The sequence below is a fragment of the Streptomyces sp. NPDC088400 genome (assembly GCF_044753355.1).
In the GTDB taxonomy this organism is placed as follows: Bacteria; Actinomycetota; Actinomycetes; order Streptomycetales; family Streptomycetaceae; genus Streptomyces.
In genome coordinates this window covers 33,365-57,420 of the sequence record NZ_JBIVMZ010000009.1, presented here as the reverse complement: position 1 = coordinate 57,420, position 24,056 = coordinate 33,365, and the positions used below count along the sequence as shown (strand labels likewise).

The following is a 24,056-nucleotide window of genomic DNA, read 5'->3' as shown; positions in this document are numbered from 1 at the left end:
GAATCCGTTACGCGCTTACCCCGCCTACCGGCCGTTCGGCCACAGCCGTGGCCGGCGCCCGGCCCCCACGTCTTCGGCCCAGCCCATCACGAGGATCATCAGCGCGAGCAGGGGCCAGACGAGGACCAGCGTCAAGACCGGGTACGCCGCGTCCAGTTCCGTACCGAAGGCGTCGATGCCCGGCAGGTACCAGAGCTCGTCGATGATCGGGACCGTCGCCATGATCAGCAGGTTGTGCCAGAGATAGATCGTCACCGCGCGGTTGTTGGCGAGAGTGATCACCGAGTCGAACCGCGCCAGCCTGCCCGGGAGTTCCCGCCAGGACGGGGCGTACTGGAACAGGAGCACACAGAAACCGAGCGACCAGGTCGCCTGCGCGAGCGGGATCTCGTCCAGGTTCCAGCCCTCGTCGGTGAGATGACCCGAGGCCCACCACAGACCGAAGGCCATGGTGAAGAACACCAGGCAGACCGTGACATAGCGCGGGACCTTCTGGAGCATGCCGTCGTGGTGGGCGAAACCCAGCACCCAACAGGCGCCGAAGACCCCGAAGTCGGTGAGAGCCTCCCCCGTCTCGCCGGGGACCTCCACCAGGCCCGTGCCGAGGACGGCCGTCAGGAGGACCGGGAAGGCCAGCGTCGCCCACGGCACCCTGCGGAACGCCCACAGCAGCAGCGGCGAGGCCAGTACGAACCAGAGGTAGGCGCGGATGTACCAGAGCGGGCCCGCCGCCTGGTCCGCCCAGGACGAGTCCAGCAGACCGCCCGCGTCACCGCTCTCGGCGGGGTAGGGCGGGGCGCCGAACGGGACGAGGTAGTTGGCCAGTTCGGCGAACCACCACAGGCCCTCGTCCCTGGCCGGCCGCCAGCCCATCACGAACATCATCGGTACGACGACCAGCGCGAACGCCCACATCGGCGGCAGCAGTCGGCGCAGCCGGCTCCGTAGGACGCCCGGCGCCGGCCGCTGGGAGAGCGACCGGGCCATCAGCGATCCGGCCAGCGCGAACATCACGCCCATGGACGGGAAGAGGAATGTCAGCCAGGCCCAGCCGAACATGTGGAACACCACGACGCGGACCAGCGCGACCGTGCGCAGCAGGTCGAGGTAACGGTTCCGGCCGGACGGAGCCCGCGTGACAGGTGTGGCTGATGTGGTGGACGTACTCGCCCCCACGCCCTCGCCCGCGCCCGTATCCACGGAATGAGACGACGTCACGCGACCGGCCTCCGATCGGTGTCCGCGCCCGTACGGGGACCGACACCGGCACCCACACCGGCACTCGCGTCCGCGCCACGCCCCCGCGGCGCCGGGATCGAGCCCGGTGCCTCCACCACGCCCGTACGGCGCAGCTTCTGCCACCGCAGCCGGCCGCCGGTGAGCGCCGTGATCCAGGACTGGAGCAGCACCACGTACATGAGCTGCCGGTACAGGATCTGCTGGAGGGGCAGCGAGATCAGATGCCTCATCCGTTCCCGGTCGAGCCGGAAGGCGTACGCCGCGCAGACCGCCTGGACGAGCAGGACGCCGAACCAGGCCACGATCGTCTTCTGCGTGGGGCCGAAGACCAGGCCGTACAGCAGGAATACGTCGATCAGCGGCGCCAGCAGGGGTGCCAGCACCATGAACAGCGAGACCAGCGGCAGACCGACCCGGCCGAAGCGACCGGAGGGGCCGCGTTCGACGAGCGCCCGGCGATGCTTCCAGATCGCCTGCATCGTGCCGTAACTCCAGCGGTAACGCTGCGACCACAACTGCCGTACGGACTCGGGCGCCTCCGTCCAGGCGCGGGCGCGTTCCGCGTACACGACGTGCCAGCCGTCGCGGTGCATGGCCATGGTGATGTCGGTGTCCTCCGCGAGGGTGTCGTCACTCATCCCGCCGACGCGTTCCAGCGCCTGGCGCCGGAAGGCACCGACCGCGCCGGGGATGGTGGGCATGCACCGCAGCACGTCGTACATGCGGCGGTCCAGGTTGAAGCCCATGACGTACTCGATGTGCTGCCAGGAACCGATGAGGCGGTCGCGGTTGCCGACCTTGGCGTTGCCCGCGACCGCGCCGACGCGCGGGTCGCCGAAGGGCTGCACCAACTCGCGCACGGTGGACCGTTCGAAGACGGTGTCGCCGTCCATCATCACGACGATGTCGTGACGGGCGTGGGCGATGCCGTTGTTGAGGGCGGCGGGCTTGCCCTGATTCTCCTGGCGTACGACACGGACGTTCGGCAGCCGGAGCGCGTCGACGATGTCCGCGGTCCCGTCGGTCGACCCGTCGTCGATGACGACGATCTCGATGGGATGGTCGCTGTCCATCAGCGAGCGCACCGTGTTGGTGATGCACTCGCGCTCGTTGTACGCGGGCACCAGCACCGTCACCGGTTCGGTGACGGCTTCGCCCCAGCGGAAGTCACGGCGGCGCACCTTGCGCGCGTGCGCGAAGGACAGGACCAGCATCAGGCCGAACCGTACGAGGACGAGCACACCGATCACGGACAGCCCGACCACCAGGACACCGGTGATGTTGTCCGAGAGGGTCACGGCGCCGACCCATGCCTTGCCCTTCCAGAGTTCCGGTCCGGTGACCCGGGTGTGGGCGCTGGGCGCGCCGAGCGCTTCGGTGAGGTTGGTGAACGTGAATCCCTTGGCCCGCATTTCCGGCAGGTACCGGTCCAGCGCGGCGACGGTCTGCGAGCGGTCGCCTCCGGAGTCGTGCATCAGCACGATCGATCCCTGGTCGCCTTTGGGCGTGGCCCGCTCGACGATCGCGGCGACGCCGGGCCGCTTCCAGTCCTCGCTGTCGATGGTGTCGAGCACCGTGATGTAGCCGAGGCCGCCCAGGTAACGGGCGACCGGCCAGGACTTGTTGTCCATGGCGTCGGCGAAGGAGGAGTACGGCGGCCGGAAGAGCGACGTGCGGATGTCCGCCGCGCCCGCGAGTGCCAGCTGGTTCTGCGAGAGCTCCCAGTCGATACGGGAACTGGTCTGGTAGGAGAGGTCGGGATGGTTGAAGGTGTGCAGGCCGACCTCGTGCCCCTCGTCCACCATCCGTTTCACCAGCGCCGGATAGCGGGAGGCCATGGTGCCCGTGACGAAGAAGACGCCGTGTGCGTCGTACTTCTTCAGCTTGTCGAGGACCTTGGGCGTCCACTCCGGGTCGGGACCGTCGTCGAAGGTGAGGACGAGTCTGCGGTCCGGGATGTCCAGCGACTTGGCGGGGGTCGCGGCGCGCGCGTCGATGACCGGGCCGCCGTCGAGGATCCGGTCGGGCACCTGGTCGGTGGCGGCCGGGGGGCGTACGCGGTGGTCGGCGAGGATCTCGCTGTGCACATAGCCGCGCAGCATCAGCATCGCGAGCAGCGCGACGAGGATGAGTGAGGGCAGCAGATAACGCATGGGCAGCTTGCGCCGTTTGACGCTCCCGCTCTTGCCCCGGCGCGAGCCCTTCCGACCGCTCCCACTTCTCACGCCGCTTCCGCCGCTTCCGCCGCTCACGCCGCTTCCGCCGCTCACGCCGCTTCCGCCGCTCACGCCGCTTCCGTCGCTTACGGCACTTCCGCCGCTTGCGCGTCGGCCTTCAAGGTCCTGCCCGTCGTCGCGCCGACGGGCACGTCTGCCGGTGGATGTCATCTACCGCGCGCCTTCCGCGGCCATCGTCCGGCCGCCTTCCTGGACCGGCGTGGTCGCCACGGGCCCGGTGGGCTCGGCGGGCGGCGGGCTCGGCTCGGAGGGCGGGTCCGTCGTCCCGCCACCGGTACCACCGGTAGTGGCCGTGCCGCCGGTTCCTCCGGCGCCGCCTGTCCCCGTTCCTCCACTCGCGTCGCCGCCGGACGGGGACGACGATCCGGGCCCGGGGGTACTGCCGCCGGTGCCGGCCGTACTGCCCGTACCGGCCGAGGAGTTGGGCGGCTTCACCGAACTCGACGCCCCCGTACCGGGCTTGCCCGTGGTGCCACCGGAGCCGCCGGAACCGCTGCCCGAGGGCTGCCGCACGGTGACGGCGCCGTTCGCGTCCGTCGGCGAGGGCGTGACATCCGTCGCGCCGGGCGTCGCGGATGTGGTTGCGCCGACCGTAGGGGTTGGCTGAACCACCACCTTGTCCGCGCTCTCCTTCTCTGCCACCCCGGGTATCCGAAGCCAGGGAGCGCTGGAGTTTCCGCCGACCAGGGCGGCTATCACCGCCATCGCGTAGCAGGCACAGGCGAGGGACACGGCCCAGCCGGCCCGACGGAGTTTTTTACTCCGGCGACCGCTTGAATCAACAAAAACTGGACCATCGGGCGCATGTGAACCAATTTTCTGCACAGAATCCGCCTCCGAGACGGGAGAATCTCCCGCCGGGAGTTCGGAGAGCTGTCGCCCCAGCCCGTCGAGCTCGAACGTGACATCGTTCGGCTCATGTATATGCCCGGTACGGGCATCTTCTCGCCATTTTTCCATTGCAGTACGCACATCCCCCACCACTGAACGTCATGAGTGCGCGCATGGCCGGCTGCTTTTCTCCCTCGGCCGGGTCCCCACCCGGACCGAGCGCCCCCCTACCACACCGCACTCGGAAGGCGAATGTAGCGCACGCCGGTGCGTCCGAATGAACCTTCACGAGTTATCGCCCATCGCCGTGGCGACAGTGGTAGGGAGCCAACTGCCAAGGGGGCGTTCCAGCCAACCTTCACTTTTCGCCAGAGTGGCCGCAGCGGCACGCAGAGCGTCCACTCCAGGGTGATTCAGCCCCTTGCGCCACACTAGCCACACGGGTGACAGAGGTACGGGGTCCACCAGCGGACACAGCACCGCACCCGGCAATACCGGAAAATTCACCACAGCCAGGACGGGTGTTCGTTTCTTCGCCATGACCCGCCCGAACTCCTCCGCCCCCGCCGCCATCGGCGCCGGCGGGGCGATCTCGACGGAGCGGCCCGCGAAGAGCTGCCGCGCCAGCTCCGTCCACTCCGGCGTCGCCGGATTGCCCGCCCCCGCGTAGACGGTCTCCCCGGCGAGCGCGCCGAGCGGCACTTCGGTGCGGGCGGCCAGCGGATGATCGTACGGAAGCAGCACGGCCATCGGCTCGTACCGTACGAACTGGTACGACAGACCGGAGCGCAGCGCGGGCGTGAGACCGTCGACGTAGCCGAAGGAAGCGTCGATCCGCCCGGCGAGGATGCTCGTGGCGGCCCCGGTGAGACCGCTCTCGAAGCGGGCCATCAGCTCGTGGCGCGGGGCGAGTTCACGGGCGAGGGCCAGCACGCGACCGGACGTCATCCCTTCACTGTTGAGGTCGACGAGCAGCGGCCGCGCCTCCCCCGCAAAGGCTGCCAGCAGTTCGTCCTGAGCCGCCAGCACCCGCCGGGCGTACGGCAGGAGCCGTTCACCGTCGGGCGTCAGCGTCACCTGCCGGGTGGTCCGTACGAACAAGTCGGCGCCCAACATCCGCTCCAGCCGCCGGATATCGCGACTGAGAGCCTGCTGAGCGACGTAGAGCCGAGCGGCGGCCCGGGTGAAGTGCAGGTCTTCGGCGACGGCCAGGAAGGAACGGAGCAGCCGGGGATCGATGTCTCGGGGCATGCCGTATTCAACCGGGGGCGGCCCGCGTTTCACAACACCCATGCGTGAATGGCCTCTGATCAGGTGTTGGACCGGACACGGAGAGTGCCACGAGGGTGAGGACATGCCGCATTCACCCGACGCCCCCTCGCCGCTGATGACCGTCACAGGTCACACCCTGGTCCTGGCCCAGAGGCACGCCCCGGACAAGGGCTCCAGCCGAAGCACAGGCTCCGACGCAGACTCCGGTACGACCCCCGGCACGGACACCCCCGCCGGCCCCAACGGCCGCCGCACGAGCCCCGGTCGGCCCACGAGCCCCGGCTCCCGCACTCGCGCTGCCCCTTACAGGCGGCTCTTCGCGATCCCCGGCACCCGCGCCTTCACCGCCGGAAATCTCCTCGCCCGGCTCCCGATGGGGATGTTCGGCGTGAGCGCTGTGATCATGATCGCCGGGTCGCGCGGCTCGTACGCCCTGGCCGGCGCCGTCACCGCCACCGGCCTCGCCGCCACCGCCCTGGTCGCGCCCTGGACCGCCCGCTTGGTCGACCGGTACGGACAACGGCGTGTCGCCGTCCCGGCCACCGCGATCGCCGTGCTGGGTTCGCTCGCCCTGCTGCTGTGCGTACGGTACGGGGCGCCCGACTGGGCCCTCTTCGTGTCCTACGCCGCCACCGCCACCACCCCCAACACCGGCGGCATGTCCCGCGCCCGCTGGGCCCATCTGCACCGCGAGCGCACCCCCGAGAACGCGGCGGCCCTGCACACCGCCAACTCCTTCGAACAGGCCGCCGACGAACTCTGCTTCATGCTGGGCCCGGTGCTCGCCGCCCTCCTGTGCACCACGCTCTTCCCGGAGGCGGGCACCCTGACCGGCGCGATCCTGCTGCTGACCGGCGTACTGATCTTCGCCGCGCAGCGCTCCACCGAACCGCCCGCCACCGGCCGTACGGACCTGGCGCGCACCCCGGTCCTCTCCCCGCGATGGCCGCGCTCCTCACCGTCTTCCTCGCCACGGGCGCGGTCTTCGGCTCGACGGAGGTCGTCACGCTCGCCTTCGCCGACGACCGCGGGCATCAGGCGTGGGCGGGGCCGGTCCTCGCGCTCCAGGCCGCGGGGTCGTGCGCGGCAGGGCTGTTCCTCGGTTCCCTGCGACCTGCCCGACGCCTCGCTCACCGGCTGGTGTTCTGCGTCGCCGCGATGACGGCGCTGCTGACCCTGCCGCTGCTCGCCGCCTCCACGGACCTGGGCCCGGGCACACTGGCGCTGCTCGCCGGCGGGCTGCTGGTCGCGGGCGCCGCGACGGCGCCGATCATGGTGACGGGCATGACACTCGTCCAACGCCTCACCCCCGAGGGACGGCTGAACGAGGGGATGACCCTGGCGGTCACCGCCCTGCTCGCCGGCATCGCGGCGGGAGCGGCGACCGGCGGCCGGACCGTGGAGTACACCGACCCCGCCCACGGATACGCCGTACCACTCTGTGCGGCGGCACTCGCCCTGCTGACGGCGGTCGCCGCCGCGCGCCCGATTCGTGGGGCGGTCCCCGCCTGACGGCACTACGGCACGACGAAGGCCCCGCTGCCGGAGCAGCGGGGCCTTCGCCTCACATGGGAATTGTGGAGATGGCGGGAATCGAACCCGCGTCCAACGGTGCGGAACCAGGGCTTCTCCGAGTGCAGTCCGCTGCGATTTTCTCGGCCCCGGAGATCACACGGACAAGTCTCCGACGGGCTCAGTCACTGTTTGATTTCCTTCTGTGCCCCGTGACCGGGCTCAGAAGTTTAGTTCCCTAGTTGATGCCAGGATCCGGGTCGGGAACAGCCCCGGGCTGACACTCCATATGGAGCTTTCGTCTAGCTGCTAATTAGGCAGCGAGAGCGAAGGCTTCGGAGGAATCGCGCTTAGAAGTGGCGATTATTGTTTGCGACATATGGTTAACGAGATCATTGCCGCTTCCTCGACTCGCTTCCCCTGCTTCGACATCCGCTGTCGAAACCGATCATCCCCATGTTGATTTTTCAAATGCCAGCTTCCGGGCGTGTACCCGCTGTGGGGTACGGGACCCATCGTACGTGACCAACGCACGACGGTGCCAGCCTATTCCGCCGGGGCGGGTGCCGACCGGCCTGAGCGGGCGGCGACGGGGCGGGCGGGACTCCGGCGGGTCAGGCCCGTTCCCGCCGCTTCGCCGCCGAGATCGCCCGGTCCGTCTCGCGCCGGTCCTGCTTCTCCCGCAGCGTCTGACGCTTGTCGTACTCCTTCTTGCCCCTCGCCAGCGCGATCTCGATCTTCGCCCGGCCGTCCTTGAAGTACAGCGCCAGGGGCACGATCGTGTGACCCGTCTCCTGCGACTTCGACTCCAGCTTGTCGATCTCCATGCGGTGCATCAGCAGCTTGCGCTTACGCCGGGCGGTGTGGTTGGTCCATGTGCCCTGGCTGTACTCGGGCACATGGACGTTGTGCAGCCACGCCTCGTGCCCGTCGATCTGGACGAAGCCGTCCACCAGTGAGGCCCGCCCCTGACGCAGGGACTTCACTTCGGTACCCGTCAGCACGAGACCACACTCGTAGGTGTCGATAATGAGGTAGTCGTGCCGCGCCTTCTTGTTCTGCGCGATCAGTTTGCGCCCTTTTTCCTTAGCCATAGTCCCGCCATTTTCGCACCCCGGCGCAACTCCTTTACGCCTGTCCTTACGGTGCTGCCCTACGGCGTGCCGCCCAGCCCGCTCAGTACCGTCCTGGCCCGCTCCTGGGCGCGCTCGCTCACCTGCAGATCCGGCGTGACGCCCCGGCCGTCCACACCGTGCCCGGAAGGCGTGCGGTAGTGGCCGACGGTCAGCTCGGCGACGGAACCGTCGGCCAGGGTGCTCGGCATCTGGACCGAGCCCTTGCCGAAGGTGCGCGTACCGACGGTGACGGCGCGGCCACGGTCCTGGAGGGCTCCGGTGACCAGCTCGGCGGCACTCATCGTGCCGCCGTCGACCAGCACCACCACGGGCCGGCCGGTGTCACCGCCCGCGTCCGCGTAGAGGGCGCGCTGCTCGCCTCGTATGTCGTACGTGGCGACCAGGCCGCCGTCCAGGAAGGCCGAGGTGGCCTTGACGGCCTCGGTGACCAGTCCGCCCGCGTTGCCCCGCAGGTCGAGCAGGACACCGGCGCCCTTCGGGGCCTCCCGGACCGCGTCCCGGACCCGCTCGCCCGAGCCCTTCGTGAACGACTCGACCTTGATCCGCAGCGCCCCGCCCTCAATCGTGTCGACCGACACGGACTCGGTGGCGAGCCGGGCCCGGCGCAGGCTCTCCGTCCAGCGGTGCCCGTCGCGCTCCAGGCCCACGGCGACAGACGTACCGACGACGGAGGCCCCGGCCGGAGTGCTCCCGCCACCGGTGCCGCTCCTGGCGCCGTCTTTCCCGTCGCTTCTCTTGCCGCTCTTCGCGGTGGCGTCCTCGCCGCTCTTCGCGGTGACGTTCTTGTCACTCTCCGCGGTGACCTTGTCGTCCTTCGCGGTGACCTTCTCGTCGTCGCCACGCAGCAGCGCCATGACCTCCGTGACGGGCCGCCGGGAGACGCCCGCCCCGTCGACGTCCCGGATGATGTCACCGGGCCCGATACCGGCCTTCGCCGCGGGGCCGTCGGGCGCGACCCGGGTCACCTGGATCAGTCCGCCGGCGGCCCGCCGGGCCCAGAGCCCGACTCCGGTGTACTCACCGTCGAGGGCCTGCTCGAACTCCTCGTACTCCTTCTTGTCGTACACCGCGCCCCAGCGGTCACCGCTGCGGCTGACGACTTCCTCCGCCGCTTCCGTGGCGGACTTGCCGTCGGCCACGGCCTCGGCCGCCGCTCTCGCGACTTCGTCGCGGTCGGCCGTCGAGGCCACGGACCGGGTCGGTCCGTCGGACGGCGTATCCCCTTCGCGCGGCAGGGAGTTGGTGGCGACACCCGTGGCGAGCACGCTCGCGAAAAGCAAAGTCAGGGCCGCCCCGCGGCCTGGACCGCGGGACATTCGGTGCGACTCGGAGCCCGACATGGCGTTGAGTCTAGGACAACCCCGGGCGACCCAACGGTACTTGTCGGCACCACGCCAAGGGCACTTGTCACACCCTGAGGTACTTGCGCAGCGCGAGGAAAGCGGCCACGGCCGGCATCAGCAGACCGATCGCGATCACCAGCGGCAGCTTGGCGAGCACCGCGTCCCAGCCGATGAAGTTGACCAACTCCATCTTGTCGGCGAGGGCGAGACCGTTGTCGATCAGGAAGTACCGCCCCAGGAGCAGCATGCCGCAGGCGACCACACCGCCGATCAGTCCGGCGAACGCGGCCTCCATGATGAACGGCATCTGGATATAGAAACTGGACGCGCCGACGAGCCGCATGATCCCGGTCTCACGTCGGCGGCTGAACGCCGATACGCGAACCGTGTTCACGATCAGCATCAGCGCAATGACCAGCATCAGCGCCATCACACAGAGCGCGGCGATATTCATGCCGTTCATCAGATCGAAGAGGTTCTGCAGGATATTCCGCTGGTCCTGGACGGACTCGACACCGTCCCGGCCCGCGAAGGCGGTCGCCACCACCTTGTACTTCTCGGGGTCCTTGAGCTTGACACGGAAGGACTCCGGCATCTGGTCCGGCGTGATCGTGCTGGCGATCGGGGAATCGCCGTACCGCTCCTTGTAGTGCTTGAACGCCTCGTCGGACGTCTCGTGGTGGACGGTGTCGACGATGTCCATCTTGTCCAGATCGGTTTGGATCTGCTTCTTCTGCTCGCCCGTGACCGCGCCCTTGGTGCACTTGGGCGCGGTGGTCGCGTCGTTCTTGCTGCAGAGGAAGATGGAGACGTTGACCTTGTCGTACCAGTAGTCCTTCATCACGCTGACCTGCTCGCGCATGAGCAGCGCGCCGCCGAACAGGGCGAGCGAGAGGGCCACGGACACGATGACCGCGAAGGTCATCGTGAGATTTCGGCGGAGACCGACGCCGATCTCCGACAGGACGAACTGGGCGCGCATGGCGTCCTTTCAGCTTTCGGTACTTCGATGCTCAGTGCTGGTAGCCGTAGACGCCGCGCGCCTGGTCGCGCACCAGACGGCCCTTTTCGAGCTCGATCACGCGCTTGCGCATCTGGTCGACGATGTTCTGGTCGTGAGTCGCCATCACCACGGTGGTGCCGGTGCGGTTGATGCGGTCCAGCAGCTTCATGATGCCGACCGAGGTCTGCGGGTCGAGGTTGCCGGTCGGCTCGTCCGCGATCAGCAGCAGCGGGCGGTTGACGAAGGCCCGCGCGATCGCGACGCGCTGCTGTTCACCACCGGACAGCTCGCCGGGCATCCGGTCCTCCTTGCCGCCGAGGCCGACAAGATCGAGGACCTGGGGGACGGACTTGCGGATCTCGCCGCGGGACTTCCCGATGACCTCCTGCGCGAACGCCACGTTCTCCGCCACGGTCTTGTTCGGCAGCAGCCGGAAGTCCTGGAAGACCGTGCCGAGCTGGCGGCGCATCTGCGGCACCTTCCAGTTGGACAGGCGCGCGAGGTCCTTGCCGAGGACATGCACCATGCCGTGGCTGGTGCGCTCCTCACGGAGGAGCAGCCTCAGGAAAGTCGACTTACCGGAACCGGAGGAGCCGACCAGGAAGACGAACTCCCCCTTCTCGATCTCAAGGGAGACATCACGCAGGGCGGGGCGGTTCTGCTTCGGATAAGTCTTGGAGACGTTGTCGAATCGGATCACTGATGCACACCACGGTCGGCCGGGAGTAGGTGAGCGAGACCTTACGCGAACCCGACTGACCCGCGCAGTCCGCATCCGCCACCGAGGCCGGTTCCGGAACGGGCCGACGCCCCGTCTTGGGCGATTTATCACAGATCGGCCGGGGCCGCCACCCGTGACGGTCTTGGCGGAATCCGGTCGGCCGCGCCGAAAGCGTGGGGAACTGGCAAAGTAGAAGGGGGAACGGTCGTGTTCCCCGGAGCGTTGAGCGGAGTAACACTGACAGCGGCTCCGCCGCGCGGTGAGGAGGAATGCGCATGACCTACGACCGATTGGTGTGCGCCAACTGCGCGGGACCTGTCAGTGAGGGCAGGTGCGCCGTATGCCGTGCCAACAGGGAGCGCCTCCAGCACCAGGGCCCCTTGGGGGGTCTGAGCCCGGTGGCTCTGCTGACCCTGCTGGTGCTGCTCGTGGCGGCGATGGCGCTGGTGGCAGCGCACCAGCCCGCCTGACAGCCGGCCCTCACCCGGGCACACCGAAGGGCCCGGACGCTTTCCGCGTCCGGGCCCTTCTACGTACCCGAAGTACATGACGTACCTGATGTACGTGTGTGTCCCGCGCGCCGCCCGTACTCAGACGCCGCGCGGGTCCCGCCGCTGACTACGCGACGGTACGGCCACCGGCCAGACGCGGCAGCATCCGGAAGCCGATGCCACCGGCGATCATGGTCGCGGCACCGATGAGCAGGAACGCCGTCTCGGGGGCGCCGGTCTCGGCGAGCTCCTCCTTGGCGGCACCCTGCTCCACCGGCTGCGAACCGGCCGAGTCGGTGTCGGTGTTGTCGGCGCACTCGGCACCGTCCAGGTCGACGGTGCAGGTGCTCGCACCGTCGTCACCGTTGCCGCCACCGGTACCGCCACCGTTGCCGGGGTCGGTCGTGGAGGGGCTGGACGGGTCCTCCGAGGGCTCGCCCGGCTCCCCGGTCGGCTCCTCGGTCGTCGGAGGAGTGGGCTCCTCAGTCGTCGGAGGAGTGGGCTCCTCCGTCGGGGGGGTCGGCTCCTCGGTCGGAGGAGTGGGCTCCTCGGTCGGCGGGGTCGGCTCCTCAGTGGGCGGGGTCGGCTCCTCGGTCGGAGGGGTCGGCACCTCGGTCGGCGGAGTCGGCGTCTCGTCACCGATACCGAGACCGACGTCGGCGTTGATGCCGTCCTCGGAGATACCGAGACCGACGTCGATGCCGGTGGCCTGAGCGGCACCCGCAGCGGTCAGCGAGGCACCCGCGGCGATCACCGCGCAGGCGGCGATACGCGCTACGCGGATGCGCGTCTTCTTGGTCATCTGCTTGCTACCCCCAGTAGCTCATACGTCAATTGGTGCAGCGTCCGGGGCAGCGGCCGCTGGGGGCCCTGTCACTCCGCCCCCGATCTCACGCGCCCCATCAATTACGCATGCCGCGTCAGCTTTCCGACTTTTCATATACGCGTCAAGGTCATTGCGCGCGCAATGACCGGTATCACGCCGGTTGTCCGGCATGCGGGGATGCAACTGTGACATAAAAGGGAACTGCCGCCCCTCGGACGGCAGTTCCCTTGTCGACAAAGCGTGAATTTACTTGTCCTGCTGCTTGCGCCAGCGAATTCCGGCTTCCAGGAATCCGTCGATCTCGCCGTCGAGCACGCCCTGGGGATTGCCCACTTCGAAGTCCGTCCGCAGATCCTTGACCATCTGGTACGGGTGCAGAACGTACGAACGCATCTGGTTGCCCCAGGAGTTGCCGCCGTCCCCCTTGAGCGCGTCCATCTTGGCCTGCTCCTCCTGGCGGCGGCGTTCGAGCAACTTCGCCTGGAGAACGTTCATGGCGCTCGCCTTGTTCTGGATCTGGGAGCGCTCGTTCTGGCAGGAGACCACGATGCCGGTCGGCACGTGCGTGATCCGGACCGCGGAGTCGGTGGTGTTGACGCCCTGCCCGCCGGGGCCCGAGGCGCGGTAGACATCCACGCGCAGCTCGGACTCGTCGATCTCGACATGGTCACTGGACTCGACGACCGGAAGCACCTCGACACCCGCGAAGGAAGTCTGCCGGCGGCCCTGGTTGTCGAACGGCGAGATACGGACCAGACGGTGCGTGCCCTGCTCCACGGAGAGCGTTCCGTACGCGTAGGGAACCTTGACCACAAAGGTGGTCGACTTGATGCCGGCCTCTTCCGCGTACGACGTCTCGTACACCTCGGTGCCGTAGTTGTGCCGCTCGGCCCAGCGCAGATACATCCGCTGAAGCTGCTCGGCGAAGTCCGCGGCATCGACGCCGCCCGCCTCGGCCCGGATATTCACCAGCGCCTCACGCGAGTCGTACTCGCCGGACAGGAGTGTACGGACCTCCATCTCGTCCAGCGCCTTACGCACCGACTCCAGCTCCGACTCGGCCTCGGCACGGGTATCGGCGTCGTCCTCGGCCTCGGCCAGCTCGAAGAGCACCTCAAGATCGTCAATGCGCCCGCGCAGCGCCTCCGCCTTACGGACCTCGGCCTGGAGGTGCGAAAGCTTGCTCGTAATCTTCTGCGCCGCGTCCGGATCGTCCCAGAGGGACGGGGCCGCGGCCTGCTCCTCGAGCACAGCGATGTCTGCCCTCAGCTTGTCGAGGTCCAGGACGGCCTCGATCGACCCCATGGTCGAGGAGAGGGACTTCAGCTCTTCGGATACATCGACGACTGCCACGGGTCCAGCGTAACGGCTGAGCGCGGGAACCCTCCCCCGGCCATTTTTTTTGGGGCTCGGTTCGCCTCCGGGGCCGGGTGGGACGGGCGTGGAGCGGGCTGAAGTTCAACAGACTCGGTGCGAAGGCCGACGTCTCCGCACCGCCGCGCGCTGCCTTCTTTTTCAGGGCTCGGTTCGCCTCCGGGGCGCCGCAAGCCGCTGTCGACGGTCGACCGTGCTCGCCCCCTCGTTCCTCGGGGCGTGCGCGCGCTCTCCCTTACGACAGCGGCGCGCCCCTTCGGCTCACTCGCCGGCGGACGACCCAACCAGAACGCCCAGGCACCCCAACCCCAGACCCGCACCCACACCCCAACCTCAGCCCCCACCTCACCCCACCAGCCCGGGGCGGAGAGACCACCCCAGCCCCACACCACCGGGCTGGGGCAGAGATCCCTACCGGGGGCGGCCGTACGGAACCAAGAGCCGGCCCGCAGACAAGGAACCGACGGGAGGGGGACGGGGTCGCAGGAGGTGACGTGTCCGGACGTAGAGCGTGATTTGTGCCGCTCACGAACCCGCACCCGAAAAGCACACCCGCACGCGGCGTAAATCATGCAGTCCGGACATGCGCCTCCGGAGGCCGCGGCCCCCGCACCCACCACACACCGCACCCCCGCCGGACGGCACACCGCACCCGCACCCCGCCGGACGGCGCACCGCACCCCGCCAAGACCTACGGCACCGGCGACGTGGTCTGCCGAGAATCCCGCGGCGCCCCACCCGCCCCGTCCCCACTCACCGCAAGCCACCCGCCCGCCCCCACCGCCGCAAGCAGCAGCACCGCCACCACCCCCAGCGTGATACGCCGCTTCCGCACCGCCCCCGCCTTGTGGCGGGCCGAGCCAGGTCTGCGCTGGCTGGACGAGCGGGGCGCGCGGGCGGTGCCGCGCGCGCCGCCCGCGAGTTCGTCCGGGCCCGGGACCCGCATGCTCGTATGCGTGTCCCGGTTGGAGTCGGGGGCCGCGCCGGGGACCAGCGGGACCGCGCCGCGACGGCGCGGCTCCTGGGGCTCGGCCGGGCGAGCCCGGGGCTCCTCGTACGGCTGCTCGGTGGGCTCCGCGTCGGGCTCGTCCACGTCCAGCGGCGGGATGCCCGCCAGGCCCGGCAGATGCTCGCGCAGCCGGTCCGCCAGCTCCGAGGCGCGCAGCCGCGAGGCCGGGGCCTTCGCCAGGCACTGGAGGAGGAGCTGCCACAGCTCCTCGGGGATGCCGGGCAGCGGGACGACGGACTCGGTGACGTGCCGGCGCAGTACGGCCCCGGGGTGGCCGCCGCCGAACGGCGTGAAGCCGGCGAGCAGCTCGTACAGGACGGTGGCCAGCGCGTAGATGTCGACGGCGGCGCGTGGCGGCAGGCCCTCCACGATCTCGGGGGCCAGATAGTCCGGGGTACCGATGATCTTGGTCGCCTTGGTCCGGCGCGGGGTGTCGATCAGCTTGGCGACACCGAAGTCGGTCAGCAGCGCGGGGTGCGAGCCGCCGGGGCCGAGCGGGCCCTCCATGTCGAGCAGGATGTTCTCGGGCTTGACGTCGCGGTGGACGACCCCGGCGGCGTGCGCGGCCGCGAGACCGTCGGCGACATCGGCGATGATCGCGACCGCGGCCTCGGGGGCGAGCCGGCGCTCGCGGTCGAGGCGGGTGCGCAGATCCGTGCCGCGGACCAGCTCCATGACGAGCGCCAGGTCGTTGCCGTCCACGACGAGATCGTGGACGCCGACCACCCGGGGGTGGTCGAGACCGAGCAGGGCGGTGCGCTCCTGGACGAAGCGTCCGACGAGTTCCTGGTCGGACGCGAGGTCCTCGCGCAACAGCTTGATGGCGACGGGCCCTTCGGGTCCCTCGCCGAGCCACACCGTCCCGGCACTCCCCCGCCCCAGAATCTGATGGGCGGTGTACCGGCTGCCGATATTCCGTGCCAAGACTGCTCCCTCAGCGGCTGGCGTTGCCCATCAAAGTACGCGGATGTCGGGGCGTCCCGCGCCCAGGTCGGCCCCGACCCCCACACATGTGGGGGAAATGTGATGATCCGGGGGCCCCGCCCCCGGATCATCGCGCGAACCCCGTCCGTCAGGCTTTCGCCTCCGTCAGGCCTGCTCGCCCAGCCTCGAGACCCACTCCGAGACGGACGAGACCGCGTCGCTGATCGCGGCCCAGTAGCTCTGGCCGGTGTCGACCCACTCCGGAAGCGGGGTCAGTTCCCAGATGAGCCAGCCCGCGATGATGAGCAGGACGATCGTGAACAGGCAGCCCTTGAGGCAGCCGAGGCCCGGGATCCGCATCGGGTTCGCGCTGCGCTGCCTGGGCTCGCGCGGCGGGCGCGGTTCACGGCGCTGGCGAGGCTCCGGGGGCTGCTGCGGCGGCGCGTACTGCTGTTGCGGGGCCGGGGCGTACTGCTGCTGGGGCGGCGGAGCGTACTGCTGCGGCGGCGGTCCCTGCTGCCGGCGCTGCTGCTGACGCGGGGGCGGCGGCTGCTGGCCCTGGTGCCGCTGCCCCTGGGGCGGTTGCTGTCCTTGCGGGGGCGGGGCGCCCTGCGGGCGGTGCGGGCGGCGGCGCAGCGGGTCCTGGCTCGGGTCGAGGTACTGGACCTGGGTCTGTTCGTTGCGGTCGCGGACGCCCTGCATCTGGTTCTGCCAGGGGTGCGGGCCCTCGGGGTCGCCTCCCGACGGTACGGGTGGCATGACCGAGGTCGGGTCGGCCCCGGAACCGGGCCCGCCCGGCCCGCCCGGGCCGGTGGCGGGCATGACGTTGGTCGCCGCGTTCGGGTCGTACGCGCCCGGAGCACCGGGGGCGCCGGGAACGGCGGTGGAGGGCAGGACGCTCGTCGCCGCGCCGGGGTCGTACGAACCGGCGTTGCCCGGCAGCACCTGCGTCGCGTCGGCGGCGCCCGGGGTGTCCGGTACCGGCGCGGGCGCCGGGTCCGGCGCGAGCAGTGCGCCGACGCCCAGCGCGGCATCGACCTGGGCGGGCGTGGAGTGCACGCCGACGCCGGCGGCGACGGTCCGCAGGGCACGGGCGAGGTTCACGGCGCTGGGCCGCTCGTCCGGGTTCTTGCGCAGGCACCTCTCGATGACCGTCCACAGCGGCTCGGGCACGGTGGAGGGGCGGCGGGGCTCCTCGCTGAGGTGCCGCTGGAGCACCTCCAGCGCGGTCGAGCCGGCGAACGGCGGCCGGCCGGTGACCAGTTCGTACATCAGGATGCCCGCACCGTAGATGTCCACGGCGGACGTCTGCGGCCGGCCCTCGGCGGACTCCGGCGCGACATAGGCGGGGGTGCCGACGAACTCGTGCGTACGGGTCAGGCCCGGGGAGTCCGCGAGGCGCGCGATGCCGAAGTCGGTGAGCATCGGGTGCAGTTGGCCGCCGTCGTCCTTGAGCAGGACGTTGGCGGGCTTGAGGTCCCGGTGCACGACGCTGTCGGCGTGGCTGGCGGCGAGCGCGTCCGCGATCTGGGCGGTCAGCAGAGCCGCCCCGACCGGGCTGAACGGGCCGTTCTCCCGCAGATAGCGGTGCAGGTCGGGGCCCTCGACCAGGTCCATGACGAGCGCGAGGAGATCGCCCTCGACGACCAGGTCGCGGGTCCGCACGATATTGGGGTGGGTGAGGCGGAGCAGGACGGAGCGCTCGCGCAGGAAGCGCATCACCACGTCCGCGTCGTGCGCCAGTTCCTCCTTGAGGACCTTGATCGCCACCGTCTCGCCGGGCTGGCCCGGTACGGCCGCCTCGGCCCCGGCCGTCTCACGCTGACTGGCTCGCCAGACGGTGCCCGTGGCGCCGCGTCCGAGCGGCTCCTCGAGCAGGTACTTGCTGCCTACGGGCCGCACGTCATGCGCTCCCTGCTGGTCGGGGTCGTCTCAGTCTTCTCGTCGTCCCGGACGCACCGGGACTCCGGCCCACTGTAGACCGGCCGGGAAGTGCGTGGAGGCGACGCGTGCCGGACGGTTTTCGCCCCGCACACCCCTTCTCCCACTCCGTTTCCGGTCGGTTCCCACTCCGTTTCCGGTCGGTCCGGACCTGAGGAGGCCTTGCCGAACAGGTCAACAGCCGGTCATCTTCCGGTCCCGGCCCCGTCCCGCTACGGTCGTAGACCGATGACGCGCCGGTCGCGTCCGAAAGAAAGACGTTCACAGTGCGCGGTTGGTTGCGGTCGGCCGGTCCCGTCGGCAGGTCCGAGGACGTCACGGAGGACGTCACAGACGATCCCGATCCGCATCGAACAGCACCTGAAGTCTGACTCGAGCAGGCGCTTTTGCGCCAACAGCGGGCCATTCAAGATCACTTATAGCTGGTCGCCGGGCGTGTTGTCAGCGGCAGGTGCGAAGATGCCCCCAGCACGAGAGGTGTGGAGCGGGGAGTCGCACCGTCCGTGCCGACCTGTACCGGGCGACGCGTCCGTGCGTGGTGGGGGGAATCACAGGGCTCTCCCCTGCCGGGCACCCCGCGCAGAAGGGACCGCTGACGGCGATGCAGATCCGGCTGACCGTCCTCGCGCCGCGCAGCGGCCATGCCGCGGGGCGCGCGTGTGACGTGCTCGTCACCGCCCCTGCCGGGACGGCGCTGGCCGCTGTCGCCTCCGGCCTCGCCACGGCGGCCGCGGGGCCCGACACCTCGGGCACCGTCGTCCTCTACTCGGGCCGGGAGCGGCTCGACGCCCAGCGCCGCACCCTGGGCGAGCCGCCGCTGATCGACGGAGCGGTGCTCTCCCTCCAGGTCCCCGGCGAGGACGACGCTCCCGCCGAGGACGCCGCGGTCCAGCTCCATGTGGTCGCGGGTCCCGACGCGGGCGGGGTGCACCTGCTGCACGGCGGGCGGGTGAAGATCGGCCGTTCCGCGGACGCCGACGTGCCCCTGGACGACCCGGACGTCTCACGGCTCCACTGCGCGGTGACGGTCGGCGACGACGGCCGCGTCTCCGTCGCCGACCTCGGCTCCACGAACGGCACGACGCTGGAGGGCGAAGAGGTGGGCGAGCGGCCGGTCCGGCTGGCCCCCGGCGCGCTCCTGCGGCTCGGCGAGTCCGCGCTCCGCCTCACGGCCGGCGACCGCCCGGCCACGCTGCCGACCGCGTCCGACGGCGAGGGCCATCTGCGGATCGCCCGCCCCGGTACGGACGGCGCGGATCCGCTCCCGTACAGCGGCGTGAGCACCGGCGCGGGCGCTCCCGGTGCGCCGGCGGGCACCGGTCACGGGGGCCCGGACCCGGCGCACGCCGGCGGAAGCGGGAGCGGCCGGGCGACGGGCACGTACAGCTCCGGTGGGTACGGCGCGGACGGCTCCGGTGGGTACGGCGCGGACGGCTCCGGATACGGCCGTACGGGCGCCTCGCCCGGACCGCAGTACGGCAGCGGCCCGCGTGAGCCGGCGGCGGCGCACGGCGGGGCCGCCTCCGGCGGTCGGGGTGCGGCCCGGGGCGGGGACACCCAGGGGCGCGGGTCGGGCCATGGCGAGGGCCCCCTGATCCAGGCGTACGGACCGAGGGCATCGAGCCCGATCCCGGGCCGGGCCCCGGGCCCGCAGTACGGCGGCCCGCAGTACGGGAACCCACCGGGCGCCCCGCGCGTGCCCGACCCGCGCGCCTCCGACACCCGCCGTTCGGACACCCGCGGTTCAGGTACGCGCGGTCCGGACCCACGCGGTTCGGACCCACGCAGCTCCGACACACACAGCTCGGACACACACGGTTCGGATGCCCGCGGTTCCGACCTCCGCGGTTCCGACCTCCGCGCTTCCGACGTCCGGGACTCCGGGAGCCGTGGTTCCGATACGCACTTCGGCCGCGGTCCCGCCCTCGGCGCCCCGGACGGGACGCACAGCAGGGCGGCCGGACCCGGCCGGGCGGACGGCTCCGAGTGGCGGTCGGACGGCGAGACCGATGACGAGGGGCCGCGCTCCCACAGCCGTACGACCGGTTCGCGTCGCCAGGGCACGCCCACCCGTGGGACGGAGCTGCCCGACGTCACGGCCCGGCGACGCGGCGGCATAGGCGCCTGGGCCCGGCGGCTCGCCGGTGGCCGTGACGAGGAGGAGCTCCCGGAGAGCGCCCCCGGCCCCCGGCACCCCGCCGGGTCCCCCGGTCGCGCGCCCCTCAAGGAGACCTGGCCCGATCCGGCCGCGGTGCTGCTCACCGCGCTCGGCCCCGGCCCCCGGCTGTGGGAGCGGGACAGCCGTCACGCCGAGACGCTCGTCGTCCGGCTGGGCACGGCGGACCGTCCGGCCACCGACGGCGCGCGTTCGGTCCTGGCCGCCGTGCCGGTGACCGTAGGGCTGCGCGAGGCCGGTTCGCTCGGGCTCGCGGGTCCCCGGGAGCGGCTGACGGGGCTGGCCCGCTGGACGGTGGCCCAGCTCACCGCGCTGCACTCCCCGGCCGATCTGGAGATCGTGGTGATCAGCGCGGACCGGACGAGGAGCCTGGAGCAGCGCAAGCAGGACTGGGGCTGGCTCGGCTGGCTGCCCCACACCCGGCCCTCCCACGGCCAGGATTGCCGGCTGCTGCTCGCCTACGACCGGGACCAGGCGGCGGCGAGGACCGCCGAGCTCTCCCGTCGGCTGGACGACGGGCCGCTCGGCCCCGGCTGGGCCTCGGCCGGCCCGGTGGAGGTCGCGCAGGCAGCCGCTCGCCATGACGGGCCGCACACGGTCGTGATCGTCGACGGCGACCCCGGTTCCGCCGCGCTGCGCGAGTCGGCGGCACAGCTGGCCGGTGCCGGATCCGCCGCCGGTATCCATCTCGTCTGCCTCGCCGAGACACCGGCCGCCTCTCCGCTCTCCCCGGTCACCGCGACCTACGAGGAGGCGTGCGCGGTCTCGCTCCCCTTCCGGGAGTGCGGGGCCGTCGCCCTGCTGAGCGGCGATGTGGCCACCGCGCTGCGGCTGCTGCGTACGGCGGTGGGGCAGCCCGCGGGGCACGGCACGGTCGCCGTCGTGGACGCGGTGTCCCCGGCCTGGGCCGACCGCTTCGCACGGGCGCTGGCGCCGTTGCGCGCGGCGGCCGGAAGCGGTCGGGGCCGCCCCGCCGCGGTCCTGCCGCAATCGGCCAGGCTGCTGGACGAGTTGGGGCTGGCCCGTGCCACTCCGGCGTCACTGATGGCCCGTTGGGCGTCCGCCGCCGACCGTACGGGCGACTGCACGGCCGTCCTCGGCTCCGGGCCGCACGGCCCGGTGAGCGTCGATCTGACGGACGAGGGCCCACATCTGCTGATCGAGGGCCCGGCGGGCAGTGGCCGTACGGAGCTGCTGCGCTCCGTCGCCGCCTCCCTGTCCGCCGCCGGCCGGCCCGACCGGCTGGGGCTGCTGCTGGTCGACGGCGCCGGGGGCGAGCGGGGCGAGGGCCTGTCGGCCTGTACGGAACTGCCGCATGTGACCGATCATCTGGTCGCCTCCGACCCGGTGAGAATGCGCCATTTCGCGCAGGCGCTGGGGGCCGAGCTGAAACGGCGCGCCGAGTTGCTCGGGCGGCTGGACTTCACCGAGTGGCACAGCCGTCACGAGGGGTCGGAGCGGGTGATCGGACAGCGCGCGCCGAGCGCCGCCGAGCAACGGGCGGCCCGGCGGGGCGAGTCACGCACGGACCAGTTCCGTACGGACCAGCTCCGCGCGGACCAGACGCGTGTGGACCAGACGCGTGTGGACCAGCAGCACACGGACCAGCAGCGCGTGGAGCAGCCGCATACAGACCAGCAGTTGGGCGATCAGCGCGACGAGCTGGATTCCCAGACACGCGGCACCCTCAGGCTCCGGACCCCGTCGGCCCGTACGGATCAGTTCCGTACAGATCCCGCCCGTACAGATCAGCCCCATGCGGAACAGTCCCGCCCGGACCCGTCCCGTACGGACAAGGGCCGCCCGGACCCGTCCCGCCCGGATCCGTCCCGTACGGAACAGACCCGTGCCACGGAACAGCCCCAGGGGATCGCGCTCCTGCCCCGACTCGTCGTGCTCGTGGACGACTTCGACGCCCTCGTCGCGCCCGCGCTCGGCAGTCCGGGGCGGCCCGCCGCCGGTTCCGTCGTACGGGCCCTGGAGGCCGTGGCCCGCGACGGCGAGCGCCTCGGCGTGCATCTCGTCGCGACCTCGGCCCGCCCGGACCGTACGGTCGACACGGAGCTGGCGCAGGGCGCGCGGCTGCGGGTCGTACTGGACACGCCGCCCGCCGTGCCCGCGCCCGACGAACCGGCGCCGGGGCGGGGCCGTCTGGGCCATCCGGACGGCCGGGTCACCCCGTTCCAGGGCGGCCGGGTCACCGGCCGTATTCCGCGTACGGGGACCCTGCGGCCCACCGTGGTGGTGCTGGAATGGGAGCGGATGGGCGACCCGCCGACCCGCCGGCCGGTCAGGGAACTGGGTAACGGTCCGACCGATCTGGCGCTCCTCGCGAGCGCCCTGGAGCGGGCCGCGCGGTCGGTCGACGCCGTCCCTGTCGCACCACTGGACCCGGCTCGCCCATGAAGATCCCTTTACGTCCCTGGGACGACGTCACGAGCCCATCACGATCTTGGAGTTGACACCTGATCCGCTATTGCGGCGCCCGGTCACGCGGCGTAGGACTGTGCGCACGGGACGCGAGCAGAGCCGCCACGTCACGGCCGCGAAGCCGGTCCCGTATGCGTGGATCCATACGCACACGGGAGAGACGGGGCAGTGATGCGCACAACTCGCGGAGCAGGCAAGACTCTTGGCGCCGCCGGTGCCGGCACCAGCAGCAGGGCCGCCGGTACCGGTACGCGCAGAGCGGCGGTGGCGGCCGTCGCCGTCGGCGCCCTGGCCCTTACCGGCTGCGGCGGTTCCGACGACGGCAAGGGCTCGGACGACGGTGCGAGCAAGGAGCCCGCCGCGACGGTCCAACTGCCCAAGCTGACCGGCGAGAACATCCAGGTCGCGGCCGTCTGGACCGGACCCGAGCAGGCGAACTTCACCAAGGTCCTGAGCGAGTTCGAGAAACGCACCGGCGCGAAGGTCACCTTCGTCCCCGCCCAGGATCCGATCGTCAACTTCCTCGGCACGAAGATCGCCGGTGGCAGCCCGCCGGACATCGCGATGCTGCCGCAGGTCGGCGCGATCCAGCAGGCCGTCGAGAAGAAGTGGGCCAAGCCGGCCGGAGCGGCCACCAAGGCCCAGCTCGCGAAGAACTACGGCAAGGGCTGGCAGGACCTCGGCGCGGTGGACGGCACGCAGTACGGCGTGTATTTCAAGGCCGCCAACAAGTCCCTGGTCTGGTACAACAACGCGGCGTTCGAGAACGCGGGCGCGTCGGCCCCCAAGACCTGGAAGGACTTCCTGTCGACGGCCGAGACGATCTCCGCCTCCGGTGTCACTCCGGTCTCGGTCGCGGGCGCGGACGGCTGGACCCTCACCGACTGGTTCGAGAACATCTATCTCTCCCAGGCGGGCCCGGAGAAGTACGACCAGCTGGCCCAGCACACGATCAAGTGGACCGACCCCTCCGTGAAGGAGGCGCTGACCACGCTCGGTCAGCTCTTCGGCAAGCCGACTCTGATCGCGGGCGGCGCGGACGGCGCGCTCCAGACGGAGTTCCCCGCGTCCGTCACACAGACCTTCACCGGCGGCGACCAGCCCAAGGGCGCGATGGTCTTCGAGGGTGACTTCGTCGGCGTCAACATCGGCGAGACCGAGGCCAAGATCGGTACGGACGCGAAGGTCTTCCCGTTCCCGGCGGTCGGCGCCGACTCCCCCGTGGTGACGGGCGGCGACGCGGCCGTGGCGCTCAAGGACACCAAGGGCGCGCAGGCGCTGCTGACGTTCCTGGCGTCCACCGACGCCGCGAGGATCTGGGCGGAGTCGGGCGGCTTCGTCTCGCCGAACAAGTCCCTGGACACCGCCGCGTATCCGAACGACGTCCAGCGCGACATCGCCGAGGCGCTGATCGCGGCGGGCGACGATTTCCGGTTCGACATGTCGGACCAGATGCCGCAGTCGTTCGGAGGTACGCCCGGCAAGGGCGAGTGGAAGGCGCTCCAGGACTTCCTGAAGAACCCGAAGGACATCGCGGGGGCCCAGCGTCAGCTGGAGTCGGCCGCCGCCAAGGCGTACCGGAGCTGACGCG

17 protein-coding genes and 1 other RNA gene are annotated in these 24,056 nt (G+C 70.9%); 5 read left to right on the top strand and 13 right to left on the bottom strand.

All coding sequences use genetic code 11. The annotated features are described in order from the left end of the window. Positions 1–24: 24 nt before the first annotated feature. From ACIQD6_RS22815 to ACIQD6_RS22800, 4 genes are all read right to left on the bottom strand, one after another. Complete coding sequence (locus ACIQD6_RS22815) at positions 25–1,218, bottom strand: acyltransferase (protein WP_401885054.1); 1,194 nt, start codon at positions 1,216–1,218, stop codon at positions 25–27. Next, positions 1,215–3,392 (bottom strand): bifunctional polysaccharide deacetylase/glycosyltransferase family 2 protein, encoded by a 2,178-nt coding sequence (locus ACIQD6_RS22810; RefSeq protein ID WP_401885559.1) that lies wholly within the window; start codon positions 3,390–3,392, stop codon positions 1,215–1,217. Before ACIQD6_RS22810 ends, ACIQD6_RS22815 begins: the two co-directional genes overlap by 4 nt. A gap of 234 nt (positions 3,393–3,626) precedes the next feature. Next, positions 3,627–4,118, bottom strand: coding sequence for a hypothetical protein (locus ACIQD6_RS22805; RefSeq protein ID WP_401885053.1), 492 nt, complete (start codon positions 4,116–4,118; stop codon positions 3,627–3,629). Between the two features lie 474 nt (positions 4,119–4,592). Further along, positions 4,593–5,558 carry a LysR family transcriptional regulator gene (locus ACIQD6_RS22800; RefSeq protein WP_401885051.1) on the bottom strand — a complete coding sequence of 322 codons (966 nt, stop codon included), beginning with the start codon at positions 5,556–5,558 and terminating at the stop codon, positions 4,593–4,595. Positions 5,559–5,661: 103 nt separating this feature from the next. Between ACIQD6_RS22800 and ACIQD6_RS22795 the strand changes: the two genes are divergently transcribed. After that, the gene (locus ACIQD6_RS22795; RefSeq protein WP_401885050.1) at positions 5,662–6,741 is read left to right on the top strand and encodes an MFS transporter; all 1,080 of its coding nucleotides are present in this window, start codon (positions 5,662–5,664) and stop codon (positions 6,739–6,741) included. Continuing rightward, positions 6,738–7,091, top strand: coding sequence for a hypothetical protein (locus tag ACIQD6_RS22790; protein WP_401885049.1), 354 nt, complete (start codon positions 6,738–6,740; stop codon positions 7,089–7,091). Before ACIQD6_RS22795 ends, ACIQD6_RS22790 begins: the two co-directional genes overlap by 4 nt. A 63-nt stretch (positions 7,092–7,154) precedes the next feature. Here ACIQD6_RS22790 and ssrA read toward each other — a convergent pair. From ssrA to ftsE, 5 genes are all read right to left on the bottom strand, one after another. Further along, positions 7,155–7,547, bottom strand: a transfer-messenger RNA (tmRNA) gene (ssrA, locus tag ACIQD6_RS22785). A gap of 158 nt (positions 7,548–7,705) precedes the next feature. After that, entirely contained in the window at positions 7,706–8,185 is a 480-nt protein-coding gene (smpB, locus tag ACIQD6_RS22780; RefSeq protein WP_401885047.1) for an SsrA-binding protein SmpB, read from the bottom strand. 59 nt (positions 8,186–8,244) lie between these two features. Then, on the bottom strand, positions 8,245–9,567 hold the full coding sequence (locus ACIQD6_RS22775) for a S41 family peptidase (RefSeq protein ID WP_401885046.1): 1,323 nt from the start codon (positions 9,565–9,567) through the stop codon (positions 8,245–8,247). 67 nt (positions 9,568–9,634) lie between these two features. Continuing rightward, positions 9,635–10,552: a permease-like cell division protein FtsX gene (ftsX, locus tag ACIQD6_RS22770; protein WP_401885045.1), complete on the bottom strand. Its 918-nt coding sequence runs from the start codon at positions 10,550–10,552 to the stop codon at positions 9,635–9,637. Positions 10,553–10,583: 31 nt separating this feature from the next. After that, complete coding sequence (ftsE, locus tag ACIQD6_RS22765) at positions 10,584–11,273, bottom strand: cell division ATP-binding protein FtsE (RefSeq protein WP_046503740.1); 690 nt, start codon at positions 11,271–11,273, stop codon at positions 10,584–10,586. A gap of 296 nt (positions 11,274–11,569) precedes the next feature. Between ftsE and ACIQD6_RS22760 the strand changes: the two genes are divergently transcribed. Further along, positions 11,570–11,764, top strand: coding sequence for a hypothetical protein (locus ACIQD6_RS22760; RefSeq protein ID WP_401885043.1), 195 nt, complete (start codon positions 11,570–11,572; stop codon positions 11,762–11,764). A 148-nt stretch (positions 11,765–11,912) separates the two neighbouring features. Here the strand turns inward: ACIQD6_RS22760 and ACIQD6_RS22755 are convergent, their stop codons facing one another. From ACIQD6_RS22755 to ACIQD6_RS22740, 4 genes are all read right to left on the bottom strand, one after another. Further along, entirely contained in the window at positions 11,913–12,587 is a 675-nt protein-coding gene (locus ACIQD6_RS22755; protein WP_401885041.1) for a hypothetical protein, read from the bottom strand. Positions 12,588–12,857: 270 nt separating this feature from the next. After that, positions 12,858–13,964 carry a peptide chain release factor 2 gene (gene prfB / locus ACIQD6_RS22750; protein WP_401885039.1) on the bottom strand — a complete coding sequence of 369 codons (1,107 nt, stop codon included), beginning with the start codon at positions 13,962–13,964 and terminating at the stop codon, positions 12,858–12,860. A 712-nt stretch (positions 13,965–14,676) separates the two neighbouring features. After that, a complete protein-coding gene (locus ACIQD6_RS22745; protein WP_401885038.1) occupies positions 14,677–15,918 on the bottom strand; it encodes a serine/threonine-protein kinase in 1,242 nt (413 codons plus the stop codon). Positions 15,919–16,083: 165 nt separating this feature from the next. After that, positions 16,084–17,820 carry a serine/threonine-protein kinase gene (locus ACIQD6_RS22740; protein WP_401885036.1) on the bottom strand — a complete coding sequence of 579 codons (1,737 nt, stop codon included), beginning with the start codon at positions 17,818–17,820 and terminating at the stop codon, positions 16,084–16,086. Positions 17,821–18,460: 640 nt separating this feature from the next. On the opposite strand from ACIQD6_RS22740, the gene ACIQD6_RS22735 reads away from it, so the two are divergent. Further along, on the top strand, positions 18,461–22,441 hold the full coding sequence (locus tag ACIQD6_RS22735; protein WP_401885557.1) for an FHA domain-containing protein: 3,981 nt from the start codon (positions 18,461–18,463) through the stop codon (positions 22,439–22,441). Between the two features lie 195 nt (positions 22,442–22,636). Continuing rightward, positions 22,637–24,052 (top strand): ABC transporter substrate-binding protein, encoded by a 1,416-nt coding sequence (locus tag ACIQD6_RS22730; protein WP_401885035.1) that lies wholly within the window; start codon positions 22,637–22,639, stop codon positions 24,050–24,052. Positions 24,053–24,056 lie beyond the last annotated feature (4 nt).